Origin of the sequence: Nonomuraea ceibae, from assembly GCF_019396325.1 — a bacterium.
GTDB classification, from domain to species: domain Bacteria; phylum Actinomycetota; class Actinomycetes; order Streptosporangiales; family Streptosporangiaceae; genus Nonomuraea; species Nonomuraea ceibae.
This window is the reverse complement of record NZ_JAHKRO010000042.1, coordinates 20,157-45,710: the sequence shown is the minus strand read 5'-3', so window position 1 is coordinate 45,710 and position 25,554 is coordinate 20,157. Positions and strand designations below refer to the sequence as shown.

Sequence of the window (25,554 nt, the reverse complement as noted above, 5' to 3'; positions counted from 1 at the left end):
TTCATGGACAAAGAGGCCATTCGCCGTAGGTATCTGGAGGAGCGCGACAAACGCCTCCGGCCCGACGGCAACGACCAGTACCTACGGCTCACCGGTCAGCTCAGCCACTACCTGGACGACCCGTACACCCCGATGACCGCGCGCGAGCCGCGGCGCGACCACGTGACGGTCGCGTTCATCGGCGGCGGGTTCGCCGGGCTCGTCACCGGGGCGCGGCTGAAGGAGGCCGGCGTCGACGACGTCCGCATCGTCGAGAAGGGCGGCGACTTCGGCGGCACCTGGTACTGGAACCGCTACCCCGGCGCGCAGTGCGACACCGCCTCCTACGTCTACATGCCGCTGCTGGAGGAGACCGGCCACGTCCCCACCGAGAAGTACGCGCACGCGCCGGAGATCCTGGAGCACTGCCGGCGCATCGGCAAGCAGTACGGGCTGTACGACAACGCGCTGTTCCACACCGAGGTCACCGACCTGACCTGGGACGGGACGCGGTGGATCGTCTCGACGAACCGGGGCGACGCGTTCACCGCCCAGTTCGTGGCGATGGGCGTCGGGCCGCTGCACGTGCCGAAGCTGCCCGGCATCCCCGGCATCGAGTCGTTCCGCGGGCACTCGTTCCACACCAGCCGCTGGGACTACGCCTACACCGGCGGCGACGCGCTCGGCACGCCGATGGACCGGCTGGCCGGCAAGCGGGTGGCGATCATCGGCACCGGCGCGACCGCCGTGCAGTGCGTGCCGCACCTGGCCAGGGCGTGCGGCGAGCTGTACGTGTTCCAGCGGACGCCGTCGTCCGTCGACGTGCGCGGCAACCGGCCGACGGACCCCGAATGGTTCGCCTCGATCGCCACGCCCGGCTGGCAGCAGCGCTGGCTGGAGAACTTCACCGCCAACCAGACCGGCGCCCTGGCGGAGGAGGACCTGGTGATGGACGGCTGGACCGACATCGCCCGCCGCGTCCGCGCCAGGATCGCCGAACTGCCCGCCGGGGAGCGCACGCTGGAGCGAATGCTGGAGGCGTTCGAGGACTCCGACTTCGAGAAGATGGCCGAGATCAGGGCCCGCGTCGACGCGATCGTGGCCGACCCGCAGACCGCCGACCGGCTGAAGGCCTGGTACCGCCAGCTCTGCAAACGGCCGTGCTTCCACGACGAGTACCTGCAGGCCTACAACGAGCCGGGCACCCACCTGGTCGACACCGACGGCAAGGGCGTCGAGCGCATCACCGAGACCGGGGTGGTCGCCAACGGCAGGGAGTACGAGGTCGACTGCGTCATCTACGCCTCCGGGTTCGAGGTCGGCACCGAGTTCTCCCGCCGCGCCGGCTACGACCTGACCGGGCGCGACGGCGTCCGGCTGTCGGAGCACTGGGCCGACGGCATGCGCACCCTGCACGGCATCCACGTGCACGGCTTCCCCAACGCCTTCATCGTCCAGCCCACCCAGGGCGCGAACCTGATCTCCAACATCCCGCACAACCTCACCGAGGCCGGCCGCACGATCGCCACGATCGTCAAGCACGCCCTCGACCACGGCCACACCCAGGTCGAGGCCACGGCCGAGGCCGAGGACGCCTGGGTGGAGCTGCTGCTGTCCGGGGCCGGCTCCCTGCTGGGCTCGCCCGACTGCACGCCCGGCTACTACAACAACGAGGGCGTGGACCCGGGCCGCGCCGGCCGGCTCATGGTCGGCCATCCGCAGGGAGCCGTGGCCTACTTCCGGTTCATCGACGAGTGGCGCTCCTCCGGCGACTTCGACGGGCTGGCGTTCCGCTGAGCCGAGCCGAGTTTCGGCACCGCCGCCACCAGCGCCCGCGTGTACGGGTGCGCGGGCCGGGTGAGCACCTGCCCGGCCTCGCCCTCCTCGACCGCCCGGCCGTCCTTCATGACCAGGACGCGGTGGCTGACATGGTGAACGACGCCCAGGTCGTGCGAGATGAACAGCATGGCGGTGCCGTACTCGGCCTGAAGGTCGGCGAGCAGGTCGAGCACCTGGGCCTGGACCGACACGTCGAGCGCCGACACCGGCTCGTCGCAGATCAGCACGTCGGGGCGGGGGCCGAGGGCGCGGGCGATGGCGACGCGCTGGCGCTGGCCGCCGGACAGCTCCCTCGGGTGGCGGGCGGCCAGCTCCGGCGGCAGGCCGACGCGTTCCAGCAGGTCGAGCACCCGGTCCCGGCGTTCGCGGCGGGGCAGGCCGAGCGGTTCGGCGACGAGCCGGCCCACGGTGTGGCGCGGGTCGAACGAGCCGAGCGGGTCCTGGGAGACGAGCTGGACGCGTGACCGCAGCGGCCTCCTGGCCCGTTCCGGCATGCCGCTCCACGGCCGCCCGAGCAGCGTGACCCGGCCGTCGTCCGGTTCGAGCAGGCCGAGGGCCAGCCGGGCGAGCGTGGTCTTGCCGGACCCCGACTCGCCGACCACCCCCAGGGTCTCGCCCTCGCGCAGGCTGAACGACACGCCGTCCACGGCCTTACGGGTCCCGTACGCCCTGGTCAGGCCGGTGCCGGCGAGGACCTGGACGTCCGTGACCGGCCTGGGCGGCACCGGCGTGCCGGGAGCCGACAGGCGGGTGCCGCGCGAGGCGGCGGACGGGACGGCGGCCAGCAGCGTGCGCGTGTAGGGGTGCCGGGGGTCCGACAGCACCTCGTCCGCCGGGCCCTCCTCGACGACCCGGCCGTCCTTCATCACGAGGATGCGGTCGGCGATCGAGGCGACGACGGCCAGGTCGTGGCTGATCAGCAGCAGCGCGGTGCCCGCGGCCTTGCGCTCGGCGAGCAGGCGCAGGATCTGGGCCTGCACGGTGACGTCGAGCGCGGTGGTGGGCTCGTCGGCGATGATCAGCTCGGGGTCGGCGGCGATGGCGGAGGCGATCAGCACCCGCTGGCGCAGCCCGCCCGACAGCTCGTGCGGGCGCTGCCCGGCGCGGGCCTCCGGATCGGGCACCCCGGCCGAGGCGAGCAGCTCCAGCACCCGATCCCGGCGGCGGGCGCGCGGCACCACGTCGTGCACGGCCAGCACCTCGGCGATCTCGGCGGCCACCGTGCGCAGCGGGTCGAGCGAGACGAGCGCGTCCTGCAGCACCAGCCCGGCGAACCTGCCGCGCAGCCGCCGCCAGTCGGCCTGCCCGAACCGGAGCGCGTCCCGGCCGCCGATCCGGAACGAGCCGGCCGTGACGGTGGAGCCGGGTCCGGCCAGGCCGAGCAGCGACCGCGCCGTCACGCTCTTGCCCGAGCCGGACTCGCCCACCACCGCCACGCACTCCCCCGCCCGCACCGCCAGCGAGACCCCGCGCACCACCTCGGCCCGGCCGAAGCGCACCCGCAGGTCCTCCACCGCCACCAGCGTCCTGAGCAGCGGCGGCGCGGCGCTCACGGTCATGGCGTCCTCCCTTCGAAGCGGCGTTGCATGCGCCGGCCGGTGACGGTCAGGCAGATCACGGTCAGCGTGATGGCCGCGCCCGGGAAGAGCGCCTGCCACCAGGCCACCCGCAGGTAGTTGCGGGCCTCGGAGAGCATCGAGCCCCATTCGGCGGCGGGCGGCTGCGGCCCCATGCCGAGGAAGCTGAGCCCGGAGGTGGCGATGACCGCCGTGCCGAGCCCGATCGTGGCCAGCACCGGGATCGCGCCGAGCACGTTCGGCAGCACGTGGCCGGCCACGATGGCCGCCCGGGAGCGGCCGAACGTGACGGCCTGCTCGACGTAGCCGGACCGGCGCACCACGAACGTCTGGGCGCGGACGACCCGGGCGTACGTGGGCACCTGGGCCACGGCGATCGCGAAGATCACGCTGCCGGTGCCCGGTCCGGCGATCGCCACCACGAGCAGGGCCAGCAGCAGCTCCGGCAGCGTCGAGAGCGTGTCGAAGGAGCGGGCCAGGGCCTCGTCCAGCCAGCGGGGCGAGAGCCCGGCGGCCAGGCCGAGCAGCACCCCGGCGGTGACCGCCAGGCCGGTGGCCGCCACGCCGATGCTGATCGAGTGACGGGCCCCGTACACCACCCTGGCCAGCACGTCGCGGCCGAGGTGGTCGCTGCCGAGCCAGTGGGCGCCGCCGGGCGGGGCCAGCGCGGCGGCCGGGTCGGCGGCGAGCGGGTCCACGGCGGTGAACAGGCCGGGCACGGCCACGGCGGCCGCGAGCAGCACGAGGAACGCCAGCGGCGCGAGGACCCGCATGTCAGGCCCGCACCCTGGGATCGATGACCCGGTAGGCCAGGTCGAGCAGCGTGCTGATCGTCACGTACACGACCGCCGACAGCAGCACCACGGCCATCACCACCGGCAGGTCGCCGCCGGTGACGGCCTGCATGGCGACCTGCCCGAGCCCCGGCCGGCCGAACAGCACCTCGGTGATCACCGCGCCGCCGAGCAGGGTGCCGGTGAACCAGCCGGCCAGCGTCACCACCGGGAGCAGCGCGTGCCTGAGCGCGTGCCGGGCGACCAGCGCCCGCTCGGTCAGCCCGCGAGCCCGCGCGGTCACCGCGAACGGCTGCTCCAGCGCCCGTTCCAGCCCGTCGCGCAGCACCTGGCCGAGCACGCCCGCGATCGGCAGCCCGAGCGCCAGCGCCGGCAGCACCAGCGCCTCCGGCCCGGCCGCGCCCGACACGGGGAACCAGCCGAGCGTGAACGAGAACACCGACAGCAGCACGATCCCGACGAGGAACGGCGGCACCGACACCGACACCAGCTCCGCGGCCGAGGCGGCGGTCCGCGACCAGCGGCCCCGGCCCGCGGTGACGAGCGCGATGACGCCCGCCAGCGCCACGCCCGTCGCCGCGGCGGCGAGCGTGAGCTGCGCGGTCGGCCACACCTGGCCCGCCAGGATCTCGCCGACGCCCCGCTGCGACTGGTACGAACGGCCCAGATCACCTCGGAGCAGCCGGCCCAGGTACGCCAGGTACTGGACGACCTCCGGCCGGTCCAGGCCCCACTCGGCGATGATCCCGGCCCGGATCTCCGGCGTGTCGGGGCCGTCGCCGACCAGGATGTCGACGGTGTCTCCCGGCGCGAGCAGCAGCGCGAGATAGGCCGCCGTGGCCGCCGCCCACATCACGGCGACCCCGGCGAGCAGCCTCCTGATCATGTGCCGATCCGCACGTCGTAGGCGCTGCGCGGCGTACCCGAGCCGGGGTCGAACCCGAGCCCCCGCACGCCCGCCCGGGAGGCGATCTGGTCGGCGGGCACGTAGATCGGGAACACCACGGCCTTGTCCGTCACCACGACCCGCTGCACCCGGGCGTAGAGCTTCTTGCGCTCGGCCTGGTCGAGCGTGGCCGACGCGCGGTCGAGCCAGCCGTCCACGCGCGGATCGACGTACCCGGACCGGTTGATCGCACCGTCACGCGGCAGGATCAGGTTGAGCGCCGCGCCCACGTCGGAGTCGCCGCGCGAGTTCTCGAAGATCTCGTACGCGCCGTCCGCCACCGCCTGCTGCGCGGTGCCCTGGTCGACGATCTTCACCTGGAAGTCGATCCCGGCGCTCTGCTTGACCTGGGCCTGGATCGCCTGCGCAAGGACGTCGCGGCGGTCCCTGACGAACGGGGCCGACGACACGCTGCGCACGCTCAGCCGCTTCCCGTCCTTGACCCGGTAGCCCTGGGCGTCGCGTTCCGTCCAGCCCGCCGCGTCGAGCAGCGCGTTGGCCTTGGCCGTGTCGCCGCCGAAGGAGCGTTCGAGCGAGGCGTCGTAGAACGGGCTCGCCGCGCCGACGACGCTCCACGCCCGCGTGGCGGTGCCCTGGTAGACGGCCTTGAGCACGGCGTCCACGTCCACCGCCTCCCGGAACGCCTCGCGGACGCGCTGGTCGTCGAAGGGCGGGTGGGTGACGTTGAAGTAGTAGGAGAACGACGTGCCGGAGTTGAGCGCGGTCTGGAGGGCCAGGCCGGGATCGCTCTTGATCAACTTCACCTCGGTGGCCGGGACCCCCTCGATGACCTGCACCTGGCCGGAGGTGAGCGCGCCGACCCGGACCGCCGCCTCGGGCAGGAACCGGTAGACGACCTCCGACAGGTACGCCGGCCCCTGGTGCCCGGCTCCGGGAGGCGCCCAGGCGTAGGCGGGGTTGCGCCGGTAGCGGATCTCCTGGCCCTGCACGTACCGCTCCAGGATGAACGGCCCGGTCCCGACCAGGTCGGGGCCGCCGAACTTCAGGTCCTTGGCGGTCTTCAGCGACCTGGGCGACACCTGGCCGCCGTACGGCGAGGCGAGGAAGTCCAGGAAGAGGCCGTCCGGCTCCTTCAGCTTCACCTTCAGCGTGTGCGAGGCCACCGCCTCCACCTCGTCCAGCGCGCCGAGCTGGATGGACGCCACGGCCGGGTTGTAGTCCGGCACGCGGAACTGGTCCAGGTTGGCCTTGACGGCCGCCGCGTCGAACGCCGTCCCGTCGTGGAACTTCACATCGTCACGCAGCTCGAAGGTGTAGGTCAGGCCGTCGTCCGACACCTTCCACGACCTGGCCGGCCAAGGCTGGAACGAGCCGTCCTTCCCGCGCGAGACGAGCGCGTCGAACTGGTTGAACACCAGCAGCCTGGCCTTGTTCTGCGACCACTGGTGCGGGTTGAGCGTGATCGGCTGGGTCTCGATCGCCCACGTCAGCGAGGCGGCCTGCTCGCCCTGCGGGGCCGTCTGTGTGCCGCAGGCGGCCAGCGCCAGCGCGAGCAGCAGGGGCGTCAGCCGCTTCACTGTCGCTCCCAGGCGTCGGCGAGCAGCTCGTAGGAGCGCACCCGGTCGGCGTGGTCGTGGGTGATGGTGGTGACCAGCAGCTCGTCGGCCCCGGTCACCCGCCGCAGCACCCGCAGCCGCTCCGCGACCTCGCCCGGCGTGCCGGTGAACTGCGTGTCGGTACGGTCGCGGACCAGGTCACGGTCGGCCTCGCTCCACTCGTACGCGGCGGCCTCCCGCGGCGTCGCGTACGGCTGCGCGCCGGCCCCGGTCCTGATGCCGCGCACCCACAGCCCGTACGGGGCCGCCAGCTCGCGGGCCTTCTCCGTGGTCGAGGCCACGACGGCGTCGGCGGAGACGATCACGTACGGCTCCGCCAGCGTGGCCGACGGCTTGAACGCCTCCCGGTACGCCTGGACGGCCTCCAGCACGCTGGCCGGGCTGACGTGGTAGTTCGCGGCGAACGGCAGGCCGCGCTCACCGGCGACCCTGGCGCTCTGGCCGCCGCTGCTGCCGAGGATCCACACGGCCACGTCGGCCCCCTCCCCGGGCACCGCGCGAGCCTGGTGGGTGCCGCCGAGGAAGGCGAGCACGTCGTCGACCTGCTCGGCGAAGTCCGGCGTCTCGGCTCCGGGCTGGCGCAGCAGCGACTCGTGGAAGACGAGCCGGGGATGCCCGGCGAGCCGCGACCAGTCGAACGGCGCGGGGATCAGCAGCCCGTCGACCGTCCGGGGGCCCGGCGGGGGCTCGGGCGCCCGAGCCGGCGCCTGGCCCGGGGCGGGTCTGCCCGAGCGGCCGAGGCCCAGGTCGAGGCGGCCCGGGTGGAGGGCGTCGACGAGGCCGAACTCCTCGACGACCGACAGCGGCGTGCGGTGCCCGAGCTGGACCGCCCCCGAGCCCACCCGGATGGTCCGGGTGGCGGCGGCGATCAGCGCGATGAGCACGGAAGGCGCGGAGCTGGCCACGCCGGGGGCCAGGTGGTGCTCGGCCACCCAGTAGCGGCGGTAGCCGAACTCCTCGGCCCGGCGGGCCAGGTCGAGCGTGTTGCCCAGCGCGTCGGCGGCGCTGTGGCCGGACGTGATGGGGGCGAGGTCGAGGATGGAGAGGGTCATGACGTCCTTCCGGGGAACGGCCGGCTGGGGACCGCCTCGCGCAGCGCGGGCGCGATCTCCGCCTGGAACAGCTCCAGCGCGTCCCGGTGCCGGCGGGGGGTGAGGCCGTCGGCGTCGGCGTGCAGGTGCATCACCTCGTGGCCGAACCGCTTGTGATAGCGCAGCACCTTGTCCACGATCTGCTGCGGGCTGCCGACCAGGATGGAGCCGCGCTCGATGGCGTCCTCCAGCGTCGGGAACACCGGCCGGACGCCGAGCTCCGCCAGCAGGGCGATCCTCGCGTCGTAGATCGGCCGGTAGGTGGCGATCGCCTCCTGCGAGGTGCGGGCCGTGTAGAAGCCCGCGGTGCCCGCGCCGACGAGCGCGTCCGCCGGGTCGTGCCCGTGGTGCGCCCACCGCTCGCGGTAGTGATCGATCAGCTCGGCGTACGGCTCGATGGGGTTGGTGACGTTGGCCGAGAACAGCGGGTCGCCGTAACGGGCGGCCAGCTCCACGGACTCCTTGCTGGTGGCGCTGCCGTGCCACACCCTGATCGGCCGCTGGAGCGGCCGGGGCAGCACCTCGGCGTCGGTGAGCGGCGGCCGGAACCGGCCCTCCCAGGTGACCTTGTCCTCCCGCCACAGGCGGCGGAACAGCTCGTAGCCCTCCCGGTTGCGCTCCCACTGGTCCTCGGGGGTGACGTGGAAGAGCTGCGCCTGCGCGGTCCCGTTGCCCTTGCCGATGATCAGCTCCAGCCTGCCGTCCGACAGGTGGTCGAGCGTGGCGTAGTCCTCGTACGCGCGGACGGGGTCGAGCAGGCTGAGCGTGGTCACGGCGGTGAACAGGCGGATCGTGGCCGTCCTGGCCGCGATGTTGGCCAGCACCACGGGCGGCGACGACGACAGGAACGGCCGCTCGTGCCGCTCGCCCACGCCGAACCCGTCGAAGCCCAGTTGCTCCGCCAGCACCGCGTTCTCGACGACCTCGCGGAGGCGCTCGGTGGGTGAGCGGTCGTCGTGGTGCGCAATCAATGTGATAGCCAGAAATTTCATGATGCCTCCGCGTATCGGCTGGCCGGGCGGGCCAGCCCCAGCAGGCCGCGCAGTGTGCCCGCCTCGTACCCGGACCGGAACGCGCCCCGCGCGCGCAGCTCGGCCGTCAGCCGCCGGGTGATCTGCTTCAGGTCGTCCGGCACCACCGCCGGGCGCAGCCGGAACCCCTCGATCCCGGCCCGCCGCCAGTCGAGCAGCAGGTCGGCCAGCTCCCCCGCGGTGCCGGTGAAGATCGCCGCGTCGGAGGTCAGCTCGGCCCCGGCCAGCTCGTCCAGCCGGGCCTTGCGCGCGGCGGCGTCGTCGCCGACGAACACGAGCAGATCGGCGAACACCTTGACCTCGCCCGACAGGCCCCTGATCTCCCGGACGACGTCCCGCGCCTGCTCGGTCGAGCGCGGCGTCACGTACACGACGTCGGCCGCCCGCGCCGCGAACTCGTACGGCAGCCGCGCGTGTGCCAGCGCGGTGACCACGGGCTGGCCCTGCGGCGGGCGCGGCGTGATCGACGGGCCCTTCACGGTGAAGAAGCGCCCGGTGAAGTCGATGTGGTGGAGTTTGTCGCGGTCGACGAACCGGCCGGTCGGCACGTCGCGGATCTCCGCGTCGTCCTCCCAGCTGTCCCACAGCCGGCGCGCCACCTCCACCGCGTCGGCGGCCTCGGCGAACAGGTCCCGGACGTGGGGCGAGTCCGCGTCCAGCCCGTCGAGCGGCGGGAACGCGCGGCGGCCGAAGTGCCGCGCGTCGCTGCCGCGCGCCGAGATCCGCGCCTGCCACCCGGCTCGGCCGCCGCTGACGTGATCCAGCGTGGCGATGCCGGTGGCCACGTGGAACGGCTCGGTGTGCGTGGTCGTGGCCGTGGGGACGAGCCCGATCCACCTGGTCAGCGGCGCGATCCGGGCCGCCAGCAGGACGGCGTCGAACCTGCCCCGCACCTGCCCGGTCTCGTCGTCGTCCCCGTCGGCCAGCAGCGACTGCAGGCCCAGCGAGTCCTCGATGGTGACGAAGTCGAGCAGCCCGCGCTCGGCCTCGGCGACCTGCGCCGCCCAGTAACGGGCCGAGAAGATCGTCTCCGGCCTGGCGGTGGGCTCCCGCCACGCGGCCGGATGCCAGCCCGCGCCGTCCAGGGCGACGGCCAGGTGCAACGTCATGACAGCTCCAGGTGTTCGCGCAGCGTGGCGCCGGTGTACTCGGTACGGAAGACGCCGCGCTCCTGAAGCAGCGGCACCACCCGGTCGACGAAGTCGTCCAGGCCCCCGGGCGTCAGGTGCGGCACCAGGATGAACCCGTCCGCCGCGCCCGCCTGCACGTGTTCGTCGATCTGCCTGGCCACGCTCGCCGGGGTGCCGACGAACGTCTGGCGGCCGGTCACCTCGATGACCAGCTCGCGGATGGTCAGCCCCTTCTCCTGGGCGAGCGCCCGCCACTTCGCGGCCACTGCGGCGCGGTCGGCGAGCCGCACCCGGCCCTGCGCCACCTCCCCCGTCAGGTCCGGCTCCACGTCCGGCAGCGGCCCGTCCGGGTCGTAGGCCGACATGTCGCGCCCCCACACCTGCTCCAGGAACGCGATCGCGGTCTGCGGGCCCACCTGCCGGCTGCGGATCACCGCCGCGTTCTCGGCGGCGTCCTCCTCGGTGTCGCCGAGCGCGTACGTGGCCGCCGGCATGATCTTCAGCTCGTGCGGCGCCCGGCCGTGGCGGGCCAGGCGGCCCTTGACGTCGGCGTAGAACGCCTTGCCGTCGTCCAGCGTGCCGTGCCTGCTGAAGATCACGTCCGCCGTGGCCGCGGCGAACTCCCGGCCCTGCTCCGAATCGCCCGCCTGGATGATCACCGGATGGCCCTGCGGGCTGCGCGGCAGCGTGAACCGGCCCGCCACGTCGAAGTGCTCGCCCCGGTGGATGACCGTGCCGATGCCGCCCGGCCGGACGAACCGCCCCGACTCCCGGTCGGCGACGAACGCGTCCGGCTGCCAGGAGTCCCACAGCGCCCGCGCCAGCCGGACGAACTCCGCGGCCCGCGCGTAACGGTCGGCGTGGTCGAGGTAGCCGCCGCGGCGGAAGTTCTCGCCGGTGAACGCGTCGGACGTGGTCACCACGTTCCACCCGGCCCGGCCCTCGCTCAGGTGGTCGAGGGTGGCCAGCCGCCTGGCCAGCTCGTACGGCTCGTTGAAGGTGGTGTTGACGGTGGCCGCCAGGCCGAGCCGGGACGTGGCCGCCGCCAGCGCGCTGAGCACGGTCAGCGATTCGGGCCTGCCGACCACGTCCAGGTCATGGATGCGGCCCTTGAGCTCGCGCAGCCGTAACCCCTCCGCGAGGAAGAAGAAGTCGAACAGGCCGCGCTCGGCCGTCGCCGCCAGATGGGTGAAGGAGGAGAAGTCGATCTGGCTGCCCGAACGCGGATCGGACCAGACCGTGGTGTTGTTGACGCCGGGGAAGTGCGCGGCCAGGTGCACGCGGCGGCGCGGCCGGCTCACCGGTCCCGCCGGTGCGGCTGGTGCCAGGAGTCGGGCAGACCCTCGATCGTCTCCGCGAACGCCGGACGCCGGTACAGGTCGCGGGCGTAACCCCACAGGTGCTCGAACTCGCTCAGGTCGAACACCTCCAGCCGGGCCAGCGACACCCACAGCCGCACGTCGGCCTCGGTGATCGTGTCGCCCGTCAGGAACCGGTGCTCGCCCAGCAGCGCGTCCAGCCGCTCCAGCGCGGCCCGGGAGGCGCCGGTGTTGACCTCCGCGTAGATCCAGGCGTTCAGCTCGTCGATGCGCGGACGCAGGCGCACCGGGTACAGGTCGGCCCCGGCGCGGGCCCAGGCGTCGAACTGCGTGCCGAGGTCGATCGTGATGTCGGGGAAGTGGTTGCTCACGATCCGGCCGGTCAGGCGGTCCCACAGGACCGGGACCGACAGGTGGCCGTCATAGCCGGGCCGCGTCGCCTCGTACGCCTGCCCGAGCAGCGTGAACCCGTTGACCGGGTCGGGGCCGCGGTGGGCGCGGAACGCCCAGCCCCGGCCGTCGCGCTCGTCGTCCACGTACGACAGGGTGACGACGTCCTCCAGGCCCTTGAGCTTGCGGACGATGGCGACGCGCTGGGCGTACGGGCAGGTCCAGGCGGCGTAGACGTGGTAGCGGCCGGGTTCGGCGCGGAAGCCGCTCGAACCGTCGGCGGTGACGCGCCCGCGGAAGGGGTAGGCGGGCGTGCGGGCGTAGTGGCCGTAGGTGGCGTGGTCGGCGGGGCTCGCGAAGGCCGGCGCTTGCGTGGTCACAGTGGCTCCTGCGGTGGGCACAACGGTGGGCACGGTGTGAGTGGGCACGGTGTCAGTGGTCACGGGGGCTTCCTCAGGGGTGGGCGGTGAAGCGGCCAAACCGGCCCTGGTGGTAGAGCAGGGGGCGGGCGGCGGACCGCACCCCGGCCTCCGCCACCAGGCCCACGACCAGCACGTGATCCCCCACGTCGCGGATCTCGTACGGCAGGCACACCAGATGGGCGGACACGTCGAGCAGCAGCGGCGCGCCCAGCGGGCCGGGCCGCCAGCGGGTGGGCTCGGCGAAGCGGTCGACGCCCTTGCGGGCGAACCGGGACGCCACGTCGGCCTGGTCACCGGCCAGCACGTTGACGGCGAAGTGACCGGCCGCGCGCAGGGCGGGCCAGGTGGTCGAGGAACGGTCCACGTAGAAGGAGACGAGGGGTGGTTCGAGGCTGACGGAGGAGAAGGAGGTGGCCGTCAGCCCGACGGGAACGCCCGCGTTCTGCGCGGTGATCACCACGACGCCGGCGGCGTGCACGGCGAGGGCCTGGCGGAAGCGGTCGGCGTCGACGACGGGACCGGGCAGCGTTTCCGTCATCGGTCCTCCTCCGGGTCCGCTTCGTCGTCGGGGAGGTCGTACCAGTGGATGTCGCCGGGAAAAGGGTCAAGATCGATCACGAGAATGTCCTCACGGGGAGAAAGGCGTGGCTGGGTCGTGATCAACGACACTGCGCGCTGGCGACGTGACCGAAGTCCACGTGCGGGCGCCTGGTCAGGTTGAGTCCCTGGCTCATACCGGAAACGTACGTCGCGGCGTCCGTTAAGTCAACATTTCCTACTCGTTTTATAGGAATTGAAGACGCGCAGGCGGGAACGGGTTGTCGGGCAGCAGGATCACCCGGCGTCCCTCCCTCGGACGCAGCGCCGCGTCCAGGTGCAGCAGGGCGGCGCCGATGCCCGCCGCGCCCACCATGTAGCCCGTGTCGGCCGTCAGCTCGCCCGGCCGCAGCCGCCGGTACGCCTGATACCAGCGCAGCCCCCGGCCACCCGACCCGTCGGCGGTCCCGATCAGATGCTCGGCGAGCGCCTGCGCGTGATCCAGGTACGCCTGCCGCCCCGAAGCCGCCCACAGCCCCACGAACAGCTCAAGCAGCCCGGCCGCGCCGCAGCACTGGCATGCCGCGTTCCAGAACCCCGGCGTACGCCGCTGCGGCACCTCGCTCTCGACCACGCCGTGCGCCAGCCGCTCCACCCAGTCGAGATCCCCCGGATCGCCCCCCACCCGGTGAAGCTCGTGGAACATCCGGGCCACCCCCGCCGAGCCCGAACAGAACCCCAGATAGTGCAGCTCCCTCGCCTGCGGCACGTGATGCGGCACCACCGCGCACCGCCCCGCCACCACGCTCACCTCCCGCACGAACCCGGCCCCGCGCCGCGCCGCCTCCAGGAACCGCATGTCCCCGGTGGCCCCGTACAGCCTGGCCAGCAAGAACGCCGTCCCCGCCGTCCCCGCCAGGAACCCGGGCGCCACCGCGTCCTCCGGCAACGCCGCCCGATCCCCGCCCTCGGACTCCCCCGTCCGATCGTCAACGGGCCTCCCCGCGGGCGGGGGCGCCTCACGGGGGTCGGCGCGCTCGGAGGAGGCCGGCGGTTCACCGGGGTCGGCGCGCCTCAAGGGCTCGTCGGGAGTGTGGGCGTCGTGGGGCGTGGGGGCCTCGCCGGGGCGCCCTGGCGGCGTCCCTTCAGCGGACTGCGGCGAGCGGGGCGGCTCATTGTGCGGCGGGCGAGCGGGCGAAGGTGGAGGGGGCGGAGAGGGTGGGGGCGGAGAGGGTGGGGCGCCGAAGCGGTGGCCGGGGACGGCGAGGCCGGCGATGCGGGCGCCCGCCTCCAGCGCCACGTCCTCGCAGGCGCGCACGCCGAGCGCGGTGGCCGCGCGGAGCAGGGCGAGCACGATGCCGCCGTCACCCCGCTGCGCCGGGTCGCCGGTCCAGCCGGGCCCGCCCGGCAGCGGGCGGGCGGCGGCGGCGATGCGGGCGGCGGCAGCCGCGGCCTCCTCCTCGAACCCGCCGTCGCCCAGCGCCCAGCCGGCCTCGGCGAGCGCCACCACCGTGCCCGCCAGGCCGTGGTAGAGGGTCAGATCCGGCTGGTCACGCCACCCGGCCGCCAGGTAGCGGGCCCCGGCGCGGGCGTCCTCCAGGTACGTCTCGTCACCGGTGGCGTCGGCCAGCTCGAGGAAGAAGAGCACGATGCCCGCCGCCCCCGCGTAGAGGGACGCGGGCTCGGCGGGGACGGCCGCCCGGCCGCCCGGGTCGGGGTTGGCCGCCCAGTGCCGCCGCCCCCGGCCGTCGTCGACGGCGGCCGACCGGATCCACCGTGCCGCCTCGACGGCGGCGTCGAGGGGTGTGCGCGCGCGGGTCGTGTCCGAGCCCATGCGCTCAGTATCCCACAGAGACAGTAGGGAATTCCGCTACGTGTTACCGCTAACGCAACGCGCCGGGAAAGGACGCCTCTCCCGGCGCGTACCGGGAGCTATCTGTAGGTGATGTCGGAGGAGGAGTAGAGGCAGCTGACCCCGTCCGCACCGGAGCCGATCTTCTCGGGCTCGCTCCCCTTCGGAACGCCCCGATACTTCTCGCAGATCGTCGCGCTCCCGTACACCGTGATCCGGCTGAACCTGGCCGTGTCACCCCAGTTGGTGTTGATCCCGGCCAGCACCTTCGTGGACCGGGCGGTGACGCCGTCCATGACCACGTGCCGCTGGTAGGAGCTGGAGCAGTTGCCGCACGCCCGATAGAGCTTGCCCGAGCTGTGCACCTGGAAGTCGCGGATCGTCACGGTTCCCGCGCCGTTGTGCTGGAACACCTTGTCGGAGCCCGACTTCGCGCCGCCGCCCTCGACCAGGTAGCGCGCCGAGGAGCTGGAGCTCTTGAACGTGGCGGCGTCCTCGCCCACGTCGTTCCACCACACGTTGCGGATCGTGCACGAGCCCTCGCAGTGGATGCCGTCGCCGGCCGGGGCGTCGATGATCACGTTCTGGATGGTGCCGCCGTTCGCCACCACGAACATCGGGTCCTGGCTCTCGCCCTGCCCGCCGTCGCCGATGCCGTAGTAGCGCTTCATGCCGCCGTCGAAGAACGTGCCGACCTCGCGCGTCTCCGTCTGGTGGACGCTGCCGGTGTCGGACGGCCACGCGCCGCTGCCGTCGCCGCCTCCGCTGTCGCCGGAGCCGAGCTTGACGAGCCGCCACTGCTGGTTGGCGCCGTTCAGGTCGTCCCACTGGGAGACGCGGGCGCCGTCGCTGGTGGCCCACTCCCACGCCTCCAGGGCCTTGCCGCTGTGGCGGTTGATCAGGCGTACGTGCCCGCCGTCGGAGTCGGCCAGGCGGAACTGCTGGTTCCAGCCGTTCAGATCGGCCCACTGGACGATCTGCGCGCCGCCTTCGGCGTTCCACTCGTAGACGTCGAGCACCTTGCCGCTGTGCCGGGACTTGAGCCGGTAGTAGCCGTCGCCGGAGCTGACGAACCGCCACTGCTGCTGGTTGCCGTCGTTGCGCGCCCACTGCACGATCGGGGCGCCGTCGGCGGCGGCGAAGTCGTACAGGTCCAGGGCCTTGCCGCTGTGCCGGTTCACCAGGACGTACCAGGCGCCGGTGTCGACGGTGGCGGCCTGGGCCGGCGGTGGCAGCACGGCCAGGGCGCCCGTCAGTGCCGTCACCACGGCGGTGGCGGCCACGGACAGGCGGCGCAAGAGTTGACGTAACACGTCCGCTCCCTTCGGGTAAGCGCTTTCCCTGATTGATCCCACGCTCCCGGCCGACCGTCAACGAATGAGCCCTTCCCTCGGCGACAACCAGCGACTTCTCATGAACGTTTCACGCTCGGCCGCTCTCCCAGCCGCGTCCCACCAGAAGATCAACCCTTGTTGCAGTTATGGGCGCCTCCTAGAATCAACAAGCCATCAAGATCTTTCCAATCCGAGGGAGTCAAGATGACCTGGAAGACAGCGCTTGCCATTTCCACCGTGGCGGCCCTGCTCACCACTCCTGCTGTCATGGCGACACCTGCGGCGGCCACGAGCGTCACGCAGGAAGGGGCCGAGGCAACGGTTCTGGCCTGCTACTACTTCGTCAAGCGCGGAGATACGGCGAGAGGGATCGCCGGCAAACTCGGGATCTCCTACTCTACGCTCGCCGCCCTGAACCCGGGCGTTGACCTCAACAATCTTCACGTAGGACAGCGTCTGAGAGTGCCGGAAGCGAACTGCGACTGGTAGCCCTTCCCTGTAGCGCCGGATTACGTCGCGTCAGCGGGCCCGCGCGGTGGCCGCTCGATCAGTCGGAGGTTAACTGTTCGGGAATGAGACTCGCTTGGCATGGGCTTGAGGAAAGAGAAATGGCGTTACTTCCCTCAAGCCCGTAGCCGTCAAACGGGGTTATCCTGCGGGGTTCGTCTTGAGGATCTTGCCCTTGCGGTCGGCGACCAGGTAGCCGCCGTCGTACTCGTCGCTCAGGTAGACGAGCAGGACCTGCCGGGTGGCGCCGGTGAACGGGAAGTCGGTGTCGACGATGAGGTAGCGGGAGGTGGGTTTGGGGACGTTCAGGGCCTTCGGCGCCTTGCGGAACAGGGCGGGCAGGACGCTCCAGTCGAACGATTCCAGGTCCACGGCGGGGGACTTCGTGGTGTGGCCGAAGCCCTCCTGCTTGGTGACGACGCCGTCGCGGTAGAAGTAGCGGTCGTAGGCGCCCTTGCGGGCCTTCGCGGGGGCCTCGGCGGAGGCGTAGGTGGGGTAGACGGTGAGGCCGTAGACCTTGGTACCGCCGATGACGGGCTTCATGGCCTTGATCAGGTCACGCATGCCCGTCTCGGTGTGCAGGTTGACGGCGCGGGGAGTGGGGGTGGTGGTCTCCGCCTCCGGCGTAGGGTCCTCGGTGGGGGTGCGGGCGGGGGCGGCGAGGGTGGCGGCGTCTTCGGGCCGCTGCTGGGGGCTGCCGGTCGAGGAGGGGAGCTGCGTCCAGACGACGGCGGCGACGGCCACGACGGCGGCGGCCGAGATCGCGCCGACGATCCTGCCGGTCTTCCGCTTCCCCGCGGTCCGTCCCTGGGTCGGCATCCCGTAGGGCGCGGGGGCCGGCGGGCCGCCGTAGGGCCGGCCGGGGGGATGCGTCACCGCTCCCCGGGGAGGCGGGTACGGCGAGCCCCCGAAGGGCCCGGGCGGATGCGTCGGCGAGCTGCCCGCGGGCTGGTGGCCGTAGGGCCCGCCCCCGTGGGCCGAGGGGGCGTCGGTGGCGACGGTCAGGAGGTGGTCGAGGGTCTCGGGGCCGGGGCGGGCCGACGGGTCGCGGTTGAGCAGCGCCATCAGGGCGGGCCCGAGCGCCCCGGCCCGTTCCGGCGGCGGCACCTCCTGGTTGAGCACCGCCGCGAGCGTCGCCAGCGTGGTGGCGCGGCGCAACGGATGCCGCCCCTCGACCGCCACGTACAGCATCATGCCGAGCGACCACAGGTCGGAGGCCGGGTCGCCCTCGTGCCCGTTGATGCGCTCGGGCGCCATGTATTCGGGTGAGCCGATGAACGACCCGGTGGCCGTCAGGCTGGGCGCCTCGCGTACGGCGGCGATGCCGAAGTCCGTCAGGACGGAGCGCCCGTCGGAGCGGAGCAGGACGTTGGCGGGCTTGACGTCGCGGTGCTGGATGCCGACGGCGTGGGCGGCGCGCAGCGCCGACAGCACCTCGCGGCCGAGCCGCGCGACCTCCGCGGGGGGCATCGGGCCGTGGACGAGCCGGTCCTGGAGCGAGCCGCCGGTGACGAGCTCCATGACGAGCCACGGGTACGTGTCCGTGCCCTCGTCGACGATGTGGTGGATGGTGGCGACGTGCGGGTGGTTGAGCCGAGCCAGGGCGCGGGCCTCGCGCAGCACGCGGGCGCGCAGCTCGCGGGCCAGGGCCGGGTCGTGCTCGTCCATGGCCGGGTCGGGCGGCCGCACTTCCTTGAGCGCGACGTCGCGGTGCAGGGCGGTGTCCCAGGCCCGCCACACCAGACCCATGCCGCCGCCGCCGAGCCGTTCGCGCAGCTCGAAGCGGCCGTCGATGACCCGTTCACGCATGGGCAGCAGAGTACGCGTTCCGCTCGGACGACGGCAGTCCGGGTAAAGACGGCCAGATCCAACCATGGAGTAGTTGAAAGCTCACTATGGGTACTGACCACTGCGGATGATCAGATCACCACCCGCAGGGGGCACCCATGTACAAGCACGTCATCACCGCACTCGCAGCGACGGCCACCGGCGTCACGTTGATGGCCGCGCCGGCCGCGGCCGACGACTACGACGACCGGCTCAGGGAGTGGTGCGCGAACGCCACGTACCTGCCGCACTCGCCGCTGCGCGACGTGATCGGCGACGACGAGCTGGTCCAGTACCTGACCGACGACGAGTACGGCCGTGACGGCGTACGGATCAGCTACGACAGGCAGCCGACCGCCGAGGAGTGGGCCGAGATCAACGGCTACGTCCACGCGCTGATGGGCCAGGTCTTCGACTCGAACTCGAACGCGGACGCCACCGCCAGGCGCAACGGCCCGGTCGGCACGGTCAACGTGAACGGGCACGTCCGGGGCCTGATCACGGCGCCGTGGTGCGAGGAGTACAACCGCCGGTACGGCGCCTACCACCCGCACTGGGCCGACTCCTACCGTTCGAACTGGCCGCACTCCTACCGTCCGCAGTGGCAGCAGCCCTACGGCCCGTGGACCGGCCCGTGGACCGGCCCGTGGAACCGTCCGACCTCGTCGGCGACGACGACCGCGCCGCGCTCGTCCTCGGCACCGGCGGCACCGTCGACGCCGTCGGCACCGTCAGCTTCGTCCTCGCTGCTGGACAACATCGGCGTCACCGGGCTGCTCAACAGCCTCGGGCTCTCCCGCTGAGCCCCGAGCCGCTTCAGGCGGATCCGGCTCTCCCGGCCGGCCGGCTCCAGCTCGATCACGCGTGCGTCCTGTGGCAGGTGACGCAGGTCGTGGGTGATGAGGATGGTGGTCCGTCCGGCCATGAGCCGCCGCAGCGGCTCCATGATGCGCGTGGCCGTGGCCTGGTCGAGGCCGGTCATCGGCTCGTCGAGGACGAGCACGGGGGCGTCGCGCAGGATCGCCCTGGCGATGGCCACGCGCTGCCGCTGCCCCCCGGACAGCAGTCTGCCCCGCTGCCCGACCTGGGAGTCGTACCCCCGGGGCAGGGTCCTGACGAAGTCGTGCACCCCGGCGAGCTCGGCGGCGCGGATGACCTCGTCGTGGGTGGCGTCCGGCCGGCCGTAGGCGATGTTGTCGCGTACGGTCCCCGAGAACAGCAGCGTCTCCTGGTGCAGGATCGTGATGTTGTCGCGCAGAGACGCCCTGGTGAGCTCGCGGATGTCGTGGCCGTCGAGCAGCACGCGGCCGGTGTCGGGGTCGTAGAACCGCAGCAGCAGCTTGGCCAGCGTCGACTTGCCCGCGCCGCTGGGTCCGGTGAGCACGACGAGCTCGCCTGGTTCGGCGGTGAACGACAGGTTCTGGAGGGCGGGCCGTCTGCGGCCGGGATAGCGGAAGCCGACGTGCTCGAAGCCGACGCGGCCGGCGGCGCGGCCGGGCAGCGGCCGGGCGCCGGGGGCGTCCTCGACGGCGGGCCTGGTCCTGAGCACCTCCATGACGCGGTCGGAGCCGGCCGCAGCCTCCGACACGGTGAGCGCGATCTCGCCGAGGCTCTGCACGGCCGGGTAGAGCATGGCCAGGTACGCGGCGAAGGCCAGCAGGCCGCCCAGCGTGAGCCGTCCGGCGGCGATCTCCCACGCGCCGACGCCCAGGATGACGATGAGGCAGACGGTCTCCAGCACCTGGACGGCGGGACCGTACAGGCCGGCGAGCCACGCCTGCGACAGGTTGGCGCGCAGCCAGCCTCGGCCGGTCGCGTGCAGCCGGGCCGACTCGGCGGACTGGCGGTTGTAGGACTGGACGAGCGCCTGGTTGGCCAGCCCCTCCTCGATGACGCTGTTCATCTCGCCGTTGCTGGAGCGCTCGCGCGCCGAGGCCACCCTGAAGCGGGAGGCGAACATCTTCGACACCACGAGGAAGGCGGGGACCAGCGCCATCGTGATCAGGGCCAGGTCCCAGCGGACGTAGAAGGCGGCGCCGGCGAAGAAGACAACGCTGGCGGCCGTGGTGAACAGCTTGACCAGGCCCGATCCCATCAGCTCTTCGATGGCCTCGATGTCGTCCGTGAGCCTGGCCATGAGGTCGCCGAGGCGGCGGTTCTCCCCGTAGTCGGGCGAGAGCGTCTGGATGTGGGTGAACACCCGGTCGCGCAGGCTCAGCAGGAAACGTTCGGCGCCGACGGCGGTGGCGTACGTGCCGGTGAGCGAGGCGACGCCGGCGACGGCGGCGAGGCCGAGCCAGGTGAGCGCAGGCCCCCAGAACGCGCCGAGGTCGCGGGTGGTGAGCACTTCATCGGTGATCCGGCCGAACAGGCCGATCGCCGCGACTTCGCAGAGCGCGGCGACCGCGGCGAAAACGACGCCCGCGGCGAGCAACCAGCGCAGGCCGCGGGTGTTGGGCCAGAATTCACGGAAGGTGCGGCGGAGGGAGACCGCCGGCGCGAGCGCCGGACGGTCTCCCCGCCTAGGAAAAGAGAATGAGAGACGGCGGTCGGCCCGCCGACTCTCACGGCGTTCTCTTACCACCACCACCGCCTACGACGGCAGCCACCGTAGTAACGGCGGCGCCGACAGCAGCGGCGACGGTAGCAGTGGGACCGGTAACCACTCTGAATGAGAGTCATTTCTCCTCCCCCTGTTTCTAGTGCCCTAAAGGGACACTAGTCCTGATATACCCGTAAATCACCCCAATCACTTCGGCCAAAGAAGACTTGACCGGTCCCACCCGTTCCTTTTTGTTGCGGTAAATGGGCGGAAATGGGCTAGGTGATCAAATGCGCGGAAGGAAAATGCGGTGAATCCAGCCTTTGCGGGGAAACGGTCCGGCCTGCCGGCGCGACCTTGTGGAGCGCCTGAGCGTCACCGTGGAACCCGGCCCGCGGACCCGTCAAGAACGTCAAGCACACGGAAGGGGCCGGGGAGGTGTTTCGCCTTGGTACGGCGGGCCCTCCCCGGCCCCAGGTGCATCGCGCGTGCTTGAAGCAGTGCCCCAGCGCTTGAGGCGGTGCTGTGCCTCAGTGCTTGAAGGCGTCCTTGACGTTGCGGGCGGCGTCCTTCGCCTTCTCGCCCGCCTGCTTGACCTTGCCCTTGCTGCGGTCGGCGCGGCCCTCGGCCTCGAGGCGTTCGTCGTCGGTCGCCCGGCCCACGCCCTCCTTGGCCCTGCCCTTCAGCTCTTCGGCCTTGTTCGAGATCTTGTCGTCGGCGCCCATGTCGGCCCCCTGTCTGTCGCTTGATCCGGGCCTGCCTCCTATCCGAGCCCGGTGCCGGAAAACCTCCCCACGGCATGGCGGACACGTACGGTCCCCGGGCTCAGGGGCATCATCCAGAGCATGGGACCGATCGAGATCCAGCGCGTCTACGACCACGAGCCGGCCGAGGGCGCGGTGTTCCTGGTGGACCGGATGTGGCCGCGCGGGGTGCGCAAGGACGACCTCCGGCTCGACGGCTGGGCGCGGGACGCGGCGCCCTCGACCGAGCTGCGCAAGTGGTTCGGGCACCGGCCCGAGCGGTTCGCCGAGTTCGCCGAGCGCTACCGCGAGGAGCTGGCCGGGCGCGACGACGCCGTCCGGCCGCTGCTCGACGCCGCCGCGAAGGGCCGGGTGACGCTGCTCTACGGCGCCAAGGACACCGAGCACAACCAGGCGGTCGTCCTGCGGGACTACCTCAGGGAGCGGGCGGGCTGAGCCGCGCCGGGAAGCCGCCGGTCGCGATCGGGCCCCAGCGCTCGATGCGCACGCGGATCAGTGACTTGTCCTGGCGGCGCATGGCCTCGCGGTACTCGTCCCAGTCGGGATGCTCGCCAGAGATGCACCTGAAGTACTCGACCAGGCCCTCCAGCGCCTCCGGCATGTCGAGCACCTCGGCCCGGCCGTCGACCTGCACGTACGGGCCGTCCCAGTCGTCCGACAGCACGCAGATCGACACGCGGTCGTCGCGGCGCGCGTTGACGGCCTTGGCGCGATCCGGATAGGTGGAGATCACGATCCGGCCGTCACCGTCGACCCCGCAGGTGACGGGCGAGAGCTGCGGGCGGCCGTCGGCGCGGGTGGTCGACAGCAGGCCGTGGTGCCGGGGACGGAGGAAGTCGAGCAGCTCGGGCAGCTCCACCCGGCTGGCCGTCGCGATCCTTGGAGCCATTTCACCTACCTTTCCACAGCTTCGTACGACCTTCCAGTACTCGTACGAATGCGTTGCGTGATGTCCGTTGATCGGGTAAGCCAGTGACATGTCCTTGGAAGGGTGGTTACTGGGCGGGCGCTACCGGTTGCTCTCGAAGCTGGGAGAGGGCGGCATGGGCGCCGTGTGGCGGGCCCGCGACGAGCTCCTCGACCGTGAGGTCGCGATCAAGGAGGTGACCGCCGCCGGGCAGCGGGCGGCCGACACGATGCGGGAGGCGCGCATCGCCGCCAAGCTGACGCACCCGAACATCGCCGCCGTCCACGACGTGGTGCTGGCCGGCGAGCGGCCGTGGATCGTCATGCAGTACGTGCCGTCGAGCAGCCTGGCCCGGATGATCGCCGACCGGGGCCCGCTGGCCGTGCCGACCGTGACGCGCATCGGGCTGGAGGTGCTGGCCGCGCTCCGCTACGCCCACGCCTCGGGGGTGCTGCACCGGGACGTGAAGCCGGGCAACATCCTGCTCACCTCCGAAGGCCACGCGATCCTGACGGACTTCGGGCTGGCGACGACGCTGGACGGCGAGCCGTCGGGCCGGCCCGGCGTGGTCGTGGGCACGCCCGCCTACATCGCGCCCGAGCGGGCCGGCGGCGGGCCGGCCACGGCGCTGAGCGACCTGTGGTCGCTGGGGGCGACGCTGTACGCGGCGGTGGAGGGCCGGGCGCCGTACCGGCACAGCAGCGAGCTGGCCACGCTGAGCGCGGTCGTGAGCACCCGCCCGGACCCGTTCGAGCGGGCCGGTGAGCTGGCGCCGCTGATCGGCGGGCTGCTGGAGAAGGACCCCGAACGCCGCACCGGCGCCGCCGAGGCGCACGCGCAGCTGACCGCCCTGCTGGGCAAGTCCGAGCCCGCGCCGCCCGACCGGACGACGGGCGGGGCCGCCGCACAGCGGACCGGCCGCGGGCGGCGCTGGTGCGCCGGTGGGCGGCGGCGGGAGACGGCGGGGCTGCTGGCGCTGGCCGGGATCGTCGTGGCCGCCACGTCGTGGAGCGCCACCCCCGTGGCGGGCCCGCCCGTGCCCGCCCCGCACCCCACCACCACCGCGACCGCCACAGCCACGGCCACGGCGACCGCGACGGTCACCGCCACGGCCGAGCCGGCGCCGGAGACAACGCGCCCGCAGACGACCCGGTCGGAAGCGACCACTTCGGAACCGACCCCGTCGGAAGCGAGCCCATCGGAACCGGCCACCCCGTCGGAAGCGACGCCCCAGAGCAGGACCACGCAGCCGGACACAACGACCCAGGCCGGCGAGACGTCCCATGCGCGCCCCCGCCGGGCCGCGAACTCGTCCGACCGGCAACGGCCCGACCAGCCCCCCGGTCAGGCCAGGAAGAAGACCGACCACGGCAAGGGCCCCAAGCGCTAGTTACGTACATTTGCCGATGCGTTCCCATACCCGCCGTGCTTACTGTCTGCCGGTTCGAACGCCGTCCGTGAAGGTGGGTACATGCGTACGTTGACCGCGTTCCTCTCCACCGTCGTGCTGGCCACGGCGCTCACCGCGCCCACGGGCCAGGCCGTCGCCGCGGCGAAGCCCGCGGCGGGCCAGGCCGACGTCGTCTACCAGCGGGCCGACTTCGCCGGCGGCACCGCGGAGGGCACCACCGCCGGCGACGGGCTGTCGTTCGCGAGCGTCGCGGGCACCGCCTCCTACACCGACGCCCTCGGCACCCGGACCTGGGAGTACGCCCGCTGGACCGGGCCCGAACGGCAGACGGGCTTCGGCGCGACCGAGCTGATCGCCTCCTGGACGGCCGACATCCCGGCCGGGAGCTGGATGCAGGTCGAGGCACGCGCCCGGCACGCCGCCGGGCTGACGAAGTGGTACGTGCTGGGCCGCTGGGCCTACGGCGAGGGCGACATCCGCCGCACGTCGGTGCCCGGCCAGGGCGACGCCGACGCGAACGTGGCCGTCGACACGCTGGTGGCCGCCGACGGCCGGCTGATCGACGCCTACCAGCTCCGCGTCACCCTCTACCGGACGCCGGGCTCGGCGGTGACGCCACGGGTGCGCACGCTGGGCGCGATGGCCTCGCACGTCCCGGAGCGCAAGAGGGTCCCGGTGAGCCCCGGCGGCGGCGCGTGGGGCACGGAGCTGGACGTGCCGCGCCGCTCGCAGAGCATCCACTCGGGCCACTACCCGGAGTGGGACGGCGGCGGCCAGGCGTGGTGCAGCCCGTCCTCGACCACGATGGTGCTGGGCTACTGGGGCCGGTGGCCGAGCGCGCAGGACACCGCCTGGGTGGACCCGTCGGACCCGAACCCGGAGGTCGACCACGCGGCGCGCTACACCTACGACCACGCCTACCAGGGCGCGGGCAACTGGCCGTTCAACGTCGCCTACGCGGGCCGCTACGGCGTGGACGGGTTCGTGACGCGGCTGCGGACGCTGACGGAGCTGGAGAAGCTGGTCGGCGCGGGCATCCCGGTGATCACCTCGCAGTCGTTCAAGAAGGGCGAGCTGCCCGGCGCCGGGTACGGGACGGACGGGCACATCATGGTGGTCGTCGGCTTCACCGAGAACGGCGACGTGATCGCCAACGACCCGGCCTCGCCCAGCAACGACGCGGTGCGCCGGGTCTACCCGCGGGCCGACTTCGAGAACGTGTGGCTGCGCAGCTCCAGCAGCGGCGGCGTGGTGTACGTCATCCACCCGCCGGGCCGCGCGCTGCCCGCCACGACGCCGGAGCTGCCGGCCAACTGGTGATCACAGCCGTGAGACGCCGCACGCCCGGCCGGGCGAGTCGGCGACGCGGTCCTCGTACACGCCGACCTTGAACGTGATGAGGTCCAGGCAGCGGGTGAGCTCCTCGATCTGGCCGCTCACCCGCTCCTGGTGGGCGCGCATCAGCTCCAGGCGCTCGTCCTCGGTGCCGGGGCCCTGGCGGACCAGCTCGGTGTAGCGGCGGATGTCGGGCAGCGGCATGCCGGAGGCGCGCAGGAGCACGCACATGCCGAGCCAGTCGACGTGGTCCTCGGTGTAGACGCGGCGGCCTCCGGCGTCACGCTCGACGGGGTGGGCCAGGATGCCCTCTTGCTCGTAGAAGCGCAGGGCGTGCACGCTCAGGCCGGTGCGCTCGGCGACCTGCGAGATGGTCAGCATGGTGTCCAGTTTGACCTAGAGCCGACTCTAACTCCTAGCGTGCGGACCACGTACCGGACTCT

The 25,554-nt window shown here is 72.6% G+C and carries 22 protein-coding genes; 5 read left to right on the top strand and 17 right to left on the bottom strand.

Annotated features, from left to right (window positions below; all coding sequences use genetic code 11):
* Positions 1 to 3 precede the first annotated feature (3 nt).
* On the top strand, positions 4 to 1,776 hold the full coding sequence (locus KME80_RS24740) for a flavin-containing monooxygenase (RefSeq protein ID WP_219508518.1): 1,773 nt from the start codon (positions 4 to 6) through the stop codon (positions 1,774 to 1,776).
* On the opposite strand, the gene KME80_RS24735 is transcribed toward KME80_RS24740, so the two are convergent.
* The 12 genes from KME80_RS24735 to KME80_RS24675 all read right to left on the bottom strand — a co-directional run bounded on the left by KME80_RS24735 (position 1,713) and on the right by KME80_RS24675 (position 15,797).
* Positions 1,713 to 3,377: a dipeptide ABC transporter ATP-binding protein gene (locus KME80_RS24735; RefSeq protein WP_219508517.1), complete on the bottom strand. Its 1,665-nt coding sequence runs from the start codon at positions 3,375 to 3,377 to the stop codon at positions 1,713 to 1,715. The genes KME80_RS24740 and KME80_RS24735 overlap by 64 nt on opposite strands.
* Complete coding sequence (locus KME80_RS24730; protein ID WP_219508516.1) at positions 3,374 to 4,168, bottom strand: ABC transporter permease; 795 nt, start codon at positions 4,166 to 4,168, stop codon at positions 3,374 to 3,376. Before KME80_RS24730 ends, KME80_RS24735 begins: the two co-directional genes overlap by 4 nt.
* Before the next feature lies 1 nt (position 4,169).
* Positions 4,170 to 5,075, bottom strand: coding sequence for an ABC transporter permease (locus tag KME80_RS24725; RefSeq protein WP_219508515.1), 906 nt, complete (start codon positions 5,073 to 5,075; stop codon positions 4,170 to 4,172).
* Positions 5,072 to 6,673 (bottom strand): ABC transporter substrate-binding protein, encoded by a 1,602-nt coding sequence (locus tag KME80_RS24720; protein WP_308125916.1) that lies wholly within the window; start codon positions 6,671 to 6,673, stop codon positions 5,072 to 5,074. Before KME80_RS24720 ends, KME80_RS24725 begins: the two co-directional genes overlap by 4 nt.
* Entirely contained in the window at positions 6,670 to 7,764 is a 1,095-nt protein-coding gene (locus tag KME80_RS24715) for an LLM class flavin-dependent oxidoreductase (RefSeq protein ID WP_219508514.1), read from the bottom strand. The genes KME80_RS24720 and KME80_RS24715 overlap by 4 nt, the downstream gene beginning before the upstream one ends.
* Positions 7,761 to 8,795, bottom strand: a complete 1,035-nt coding sequence (locus KME80_RS24710; protein ID WP_219508513.1) for an LLM class flavin-dependent oxidoreductase — start codon at positions 8,793 to 8,795, stop codon at positions 7,761 to 7,763. The genes KME80_RS24715 and KME80_RS24710 overlap by 4 nt, the downstream gene beginning before the upstream one ends.
* On the bottom strand, positions 8,792 to 9,943 hold the full coding sequence (locus tag KME80_RS24705) for an LLM class flavin-dependent oxidoreductase (RefSeq protein ID WP_219508512.1): 1,152 nt from the start codon (positions 9,941 to 9,943) through the stop codon (positions 8,792 to 8,794). The genes KME80_RS24710 and KME80_RS24705 overlap by 4 nt, the downstream gene beginning before the upstream one ends.
* Positions 9,940 to 11,265 carry an NtaA/DmoA family FMN-dependent monooxygenase gene (locus KME80_RS24700; protein WP_308125915.1) on the bottom strand — a complete coding sequence of 442 codons (1,326 nt, stop codon included), beginning with the start codon at positions 11,263 to 11,265 and terminating at the stop codon, positions 9,940 to 9,942. Before KME80_RS24700 ends, KME80_RS24705 begins: the two co-directional genes overlap by 4 nt.
* On the bottom strand, positions 11,262 to 12,053 hold the full coding sequence (locus tag KME80_RS24695) for a glutathione S-transferase C-terminal domain-containing protein (RefSeq protein ID WP_219508511.1): 792 nt from the start codon (positions 12,051 to 12,053) through the stop codon (positions 11,262 to 11,264). The genes KME80_RS24700 and KME80_RS24695 overlap by 4 nt, the downstream gene beginning before the upstream one ends.
* A 73-nt stretch (positions 12,054 to 12,126) precedes the next feature.
* The gene (locus KME80_RS24690; protein WP_219508510.1) at positions 12,127 to 12,633 is read right to left on the bottom strand and encodes a flavin reductase family protein; all 507 of its coding nucleotides are present in this window, start codon (positions 12,631 to 12,633) and stop codon (positions 12,127 to 12,129) included.
* 246 nt (positions 12,634 to 12,879) lie between these two features.
* Complete coding sequence (locus KME80_RS50640) at positions 12,880 to 14,466, bottom strand: lanthionine synthetase LanC family protein (RefSeq protein WP_246645729.1); 1,587 nt, start codon at positions 14,464 to 14,466, stop codon at positions 12,880 to 12,882.
* 98 nt (positions 14,467 to 14,564) lie between these two features.
* Positions 14,565 to 15,797, bottom strand: a complete 1,233-nt coding sequence (locus KME80_RS24675) for a pectate lyase (RefSeq protein ID WP_308125914.1) — start codon at positions 15,795 to 15,797, stop codon at positions 14,565 to 14,567.
* A 225-nt stretch (positions 15,798 to 16,022) separates the two neighbouring features.
* Here KME80_RS24675 and KME80_RS24670 point away from each other — a divergent pair, with 225 nt between their 5' ends.
* Positions 16,023 to 16,307, top strand: a complete 285-nt coding sequence (locus KME80_RS24670) for a LysM peptidoglycan-binding domain-containing protein (protein WP_219508509.1) — start codon at positions 16,023 to 16,025, stop codon at positions 16,305 to 16,307.
* Positions 16,308 to 16,466: 159 nt separating this feature from the next.
* Here KME80_RS24670 and KME80_RS24665 read toward each other — a convergent pair whose 3' ends face one another.
* The 3 genes from KME80_RS24665 to KME80_RS24655 form a co-directional block, all read right to left on the bottom strand.
* Complete coding sequence (locus tag KME80_RS24665; protein WP_219508508.1) at positions 16,467 to 18,134, bottom strand: serine/threonine-protein kinase; 1,668 nt, start codon at positions 18,132 to 18,134, stop codon at positions 16,467 to 16,469.
* 631 nt (positions 18,135 to 18,765) lie between these two features.
* Positions 18,766 to 20,586, bottom strand: coding sequence for an ABC transporter transmembrane domain-containing protein (locus KME80_RS24660; RefSeq protein WP_246645727.1), 1,821 nt, complete (start codon positions 20,584 to 20,586; stop codon positions 18,766 to 18,768).
* A 638-nt stretch (positions 20,587 to 21,224) separates the two neighbouring features.
* Complete coding sequence (locus KME80_RS24655; protein WP_219508506.1) at positions 21,225 to 21,419, bottom strand: CsbD family protein; 195 nt, start codon at positions 21,417 to 21,419, stop codon at positions 21,225 to 21,227.
* Positions 21,420 to 21,539: 120 nt separating this feature from the next.
* Here KME80_RS24655 and KME80_RS24650 point away from each other — a divergent pair, with 120 nt between their 5' ends.
* Entirely contained in the window at positions 21,540 to 21,893 is a 354-nt protein-coding gene (locus KME80_RS24650; protein ID WP_219508505.1) for a DUF488 domain-containing protein, read from the top strand.
* Here the strand turns inward: KME80_RS24650 and KME80_RS24645 are convergent.
* Positions 21,874 to 22,347 (bottom strand): PPOX class F420-dependent oxidoreductase, encoded by a 474-nt coding sequence (locus KME80_RS24645; protein WP_219508504.1) that lies wholly within the window; start codon positions 22,345 to 22,347, stop codon positions 21,874 to 21,876. The two genes, KME80_RS24650 and KME80_RS24645, sit on opposite strands and share 20 nt — an antisense overlap.
* A gap of 88 nt (positions 22,348 to 22,435) precedes the next feature.
* Between KME80_RS24645 and KME80_RS24640 the strand changes: the two genes are divergently transcribed.
* On the top strand, positions 22,436 to 23,755 hold the full coding sequence (locus tag KME80_RS24640; protein WP_219508503.1) for a serine/threonine-protein kinase: 1,320 nt from the start codon (positions 22,436 to 22,438) through the stop codon (positions 23,753 to 23,755).
* A gap of 81 nt (positions 23,756 to 23,836) precedes the next feature.
* Entirely contained in the window at positions 23,837 to 25,096 is a 1,260-nt protein-coding gene (locus KME80_RS24635) for a C39 family peptidase (protein ID WP_219508502.1), read from the top strand.
* Here KME80_RS24635 and KME80_RS24630 read toward each other — a convergent pair whose 3' ends face one another.
* A complete protein-coding gene (locus KME80_RS24630; protein ID WP_219508501.1) occupies positions 25,097 to 25,492 on the bottom strand; it encodes a MerR family transcriptional regulator in 396 nt (131 codons plus the stop codon).
* Positions 25,493 to 25,554: the final 62 nt, after the last annotated feature.

Excerpts from the sequence above, each read along its gene's own strand:
- KME80_RS24740 (WP_219508518.1), top strand. The coding sequence starts at position 4 with ATGGACAAAGAGGCCATTCGCCGTAGGTATCTGGAGGAGCGCGACAAA.
- KME80_RS24735 (WP_219508517.1), bottom strand. The coding sequence starts at position 3,377 with ATGACCGTGAGCGCCGCGCCGCCGCTGCTCAGGACGCTGGTGGCGGTG.
- KME80_RS24730 (WP_219508516.1), bottom strand. The coding sequence starts at position 4,168 with ATGCGGGTCCTCGCGCCGCTGGCGTTCCTCGTGCTGCTCGCGGCCGCC.
- KME80_RS24725 (WP_219508515.1), bottom strand. The coding sequence starts at position 5,075 with ATGATCAGGAGGCTGCTCGCCGGGGTCGCCGTGATGTGGGCGGCGGCC.
- KME80_RS24715 (WP_219508514.1), bottom strand. The coding sequence starts at position 7,764 with ATGACCCTCTCCATCCTCGACCTCGCCCCCATCACGTCCGGCCACAGC.
- KME80_RS24710 (WP_219508513.1), bottom strand. The coding sequence starts at position 8,795 with ATGAAATTTCTGGCTATCACATTGATTGCGCACCACGACGACCGCTCA.
- KME80_RS24705 (WP_219508512.1), bottom strand. The coding sequence starts at position 9,943 with ATGACGTTGCACCTGGCCGTCGCCCTGGACGGCGCGGGCTGGCATCCG.
- KME80_RS24690 (WP_219508510.1), bottom strand. The coding sequence starts at position 12,633 with ATGACGGAAACGCTGCCCGGTCCCGTCGTCGACGCCGACCGCTTCCGC.
- KME80_RS50640 (WP_246645729.1), bottom strand. The coding sequence starts at position 14,466 with ATGGGCTCGGACACGACCCGCGCGCGCACACCCCTCGACGCCGCCGTC.
- KME80_RS24670 (WP_219508509.1), top strand. The coding sequence starts at position 16,023 with ATGACCTGGAAGACAGCGCTTGCCATTTCCACCGTGGCGGCCCTGCTC.
- KME80_RS24665 (WP_219508508.1), bottom strand. The coding sequence starts at position 18,134 with ATGCGTGAACGGGTCATCGACGGCCGCTTCGAGCTGCGCGAACGGCTC.
- KME80_RS24655 (WP_219508506.1), bottom strand. The coding sequence starts at position 21,419 with ATGGGCGCCGACGACAAGATCTCGAACAAGGCCGAAGAGCTGAAGGGC.
- KME80_RS24650 (WP_219508505.1), top strand. The coding sequence starts at position 21,540 with ATGGGACCGATCGAGATCCAGCGCGTCTACGACCACGAGCCGGCCGAG.
- KME80_RS24645 (WP_219508504.1), bottom strand. The coding sequence starts at position 22,347 with ATGGCTCCAAGGATCGCGACGGCCAGCCGGGTGGAGCTGCCCGAGCTG.
- KME80_RS24640 (WP_219508503.1), top strand. The coding sequence starts at position 22,436 with ATGTCCTTGGAAGGGTGGTTACTGGGCGGGCGCTACCGGTTGCTCTCG.
- KME80_RS24635 (WP_219508502.1), top strand. The coding sequence starts at position 23,837 with ATGCGTACGTTGACCGCGTTCCTCTCCACCGTCGTGCTGGCCACGGCG.
- KME80_RS24630 (WP_219508501.1), bottom strand. The coding sequence starts at position 25,492 with ATGCTGACCATCTCGCAGGTCGCCGAGCGCACCGGCCTGAGCGTGCAC.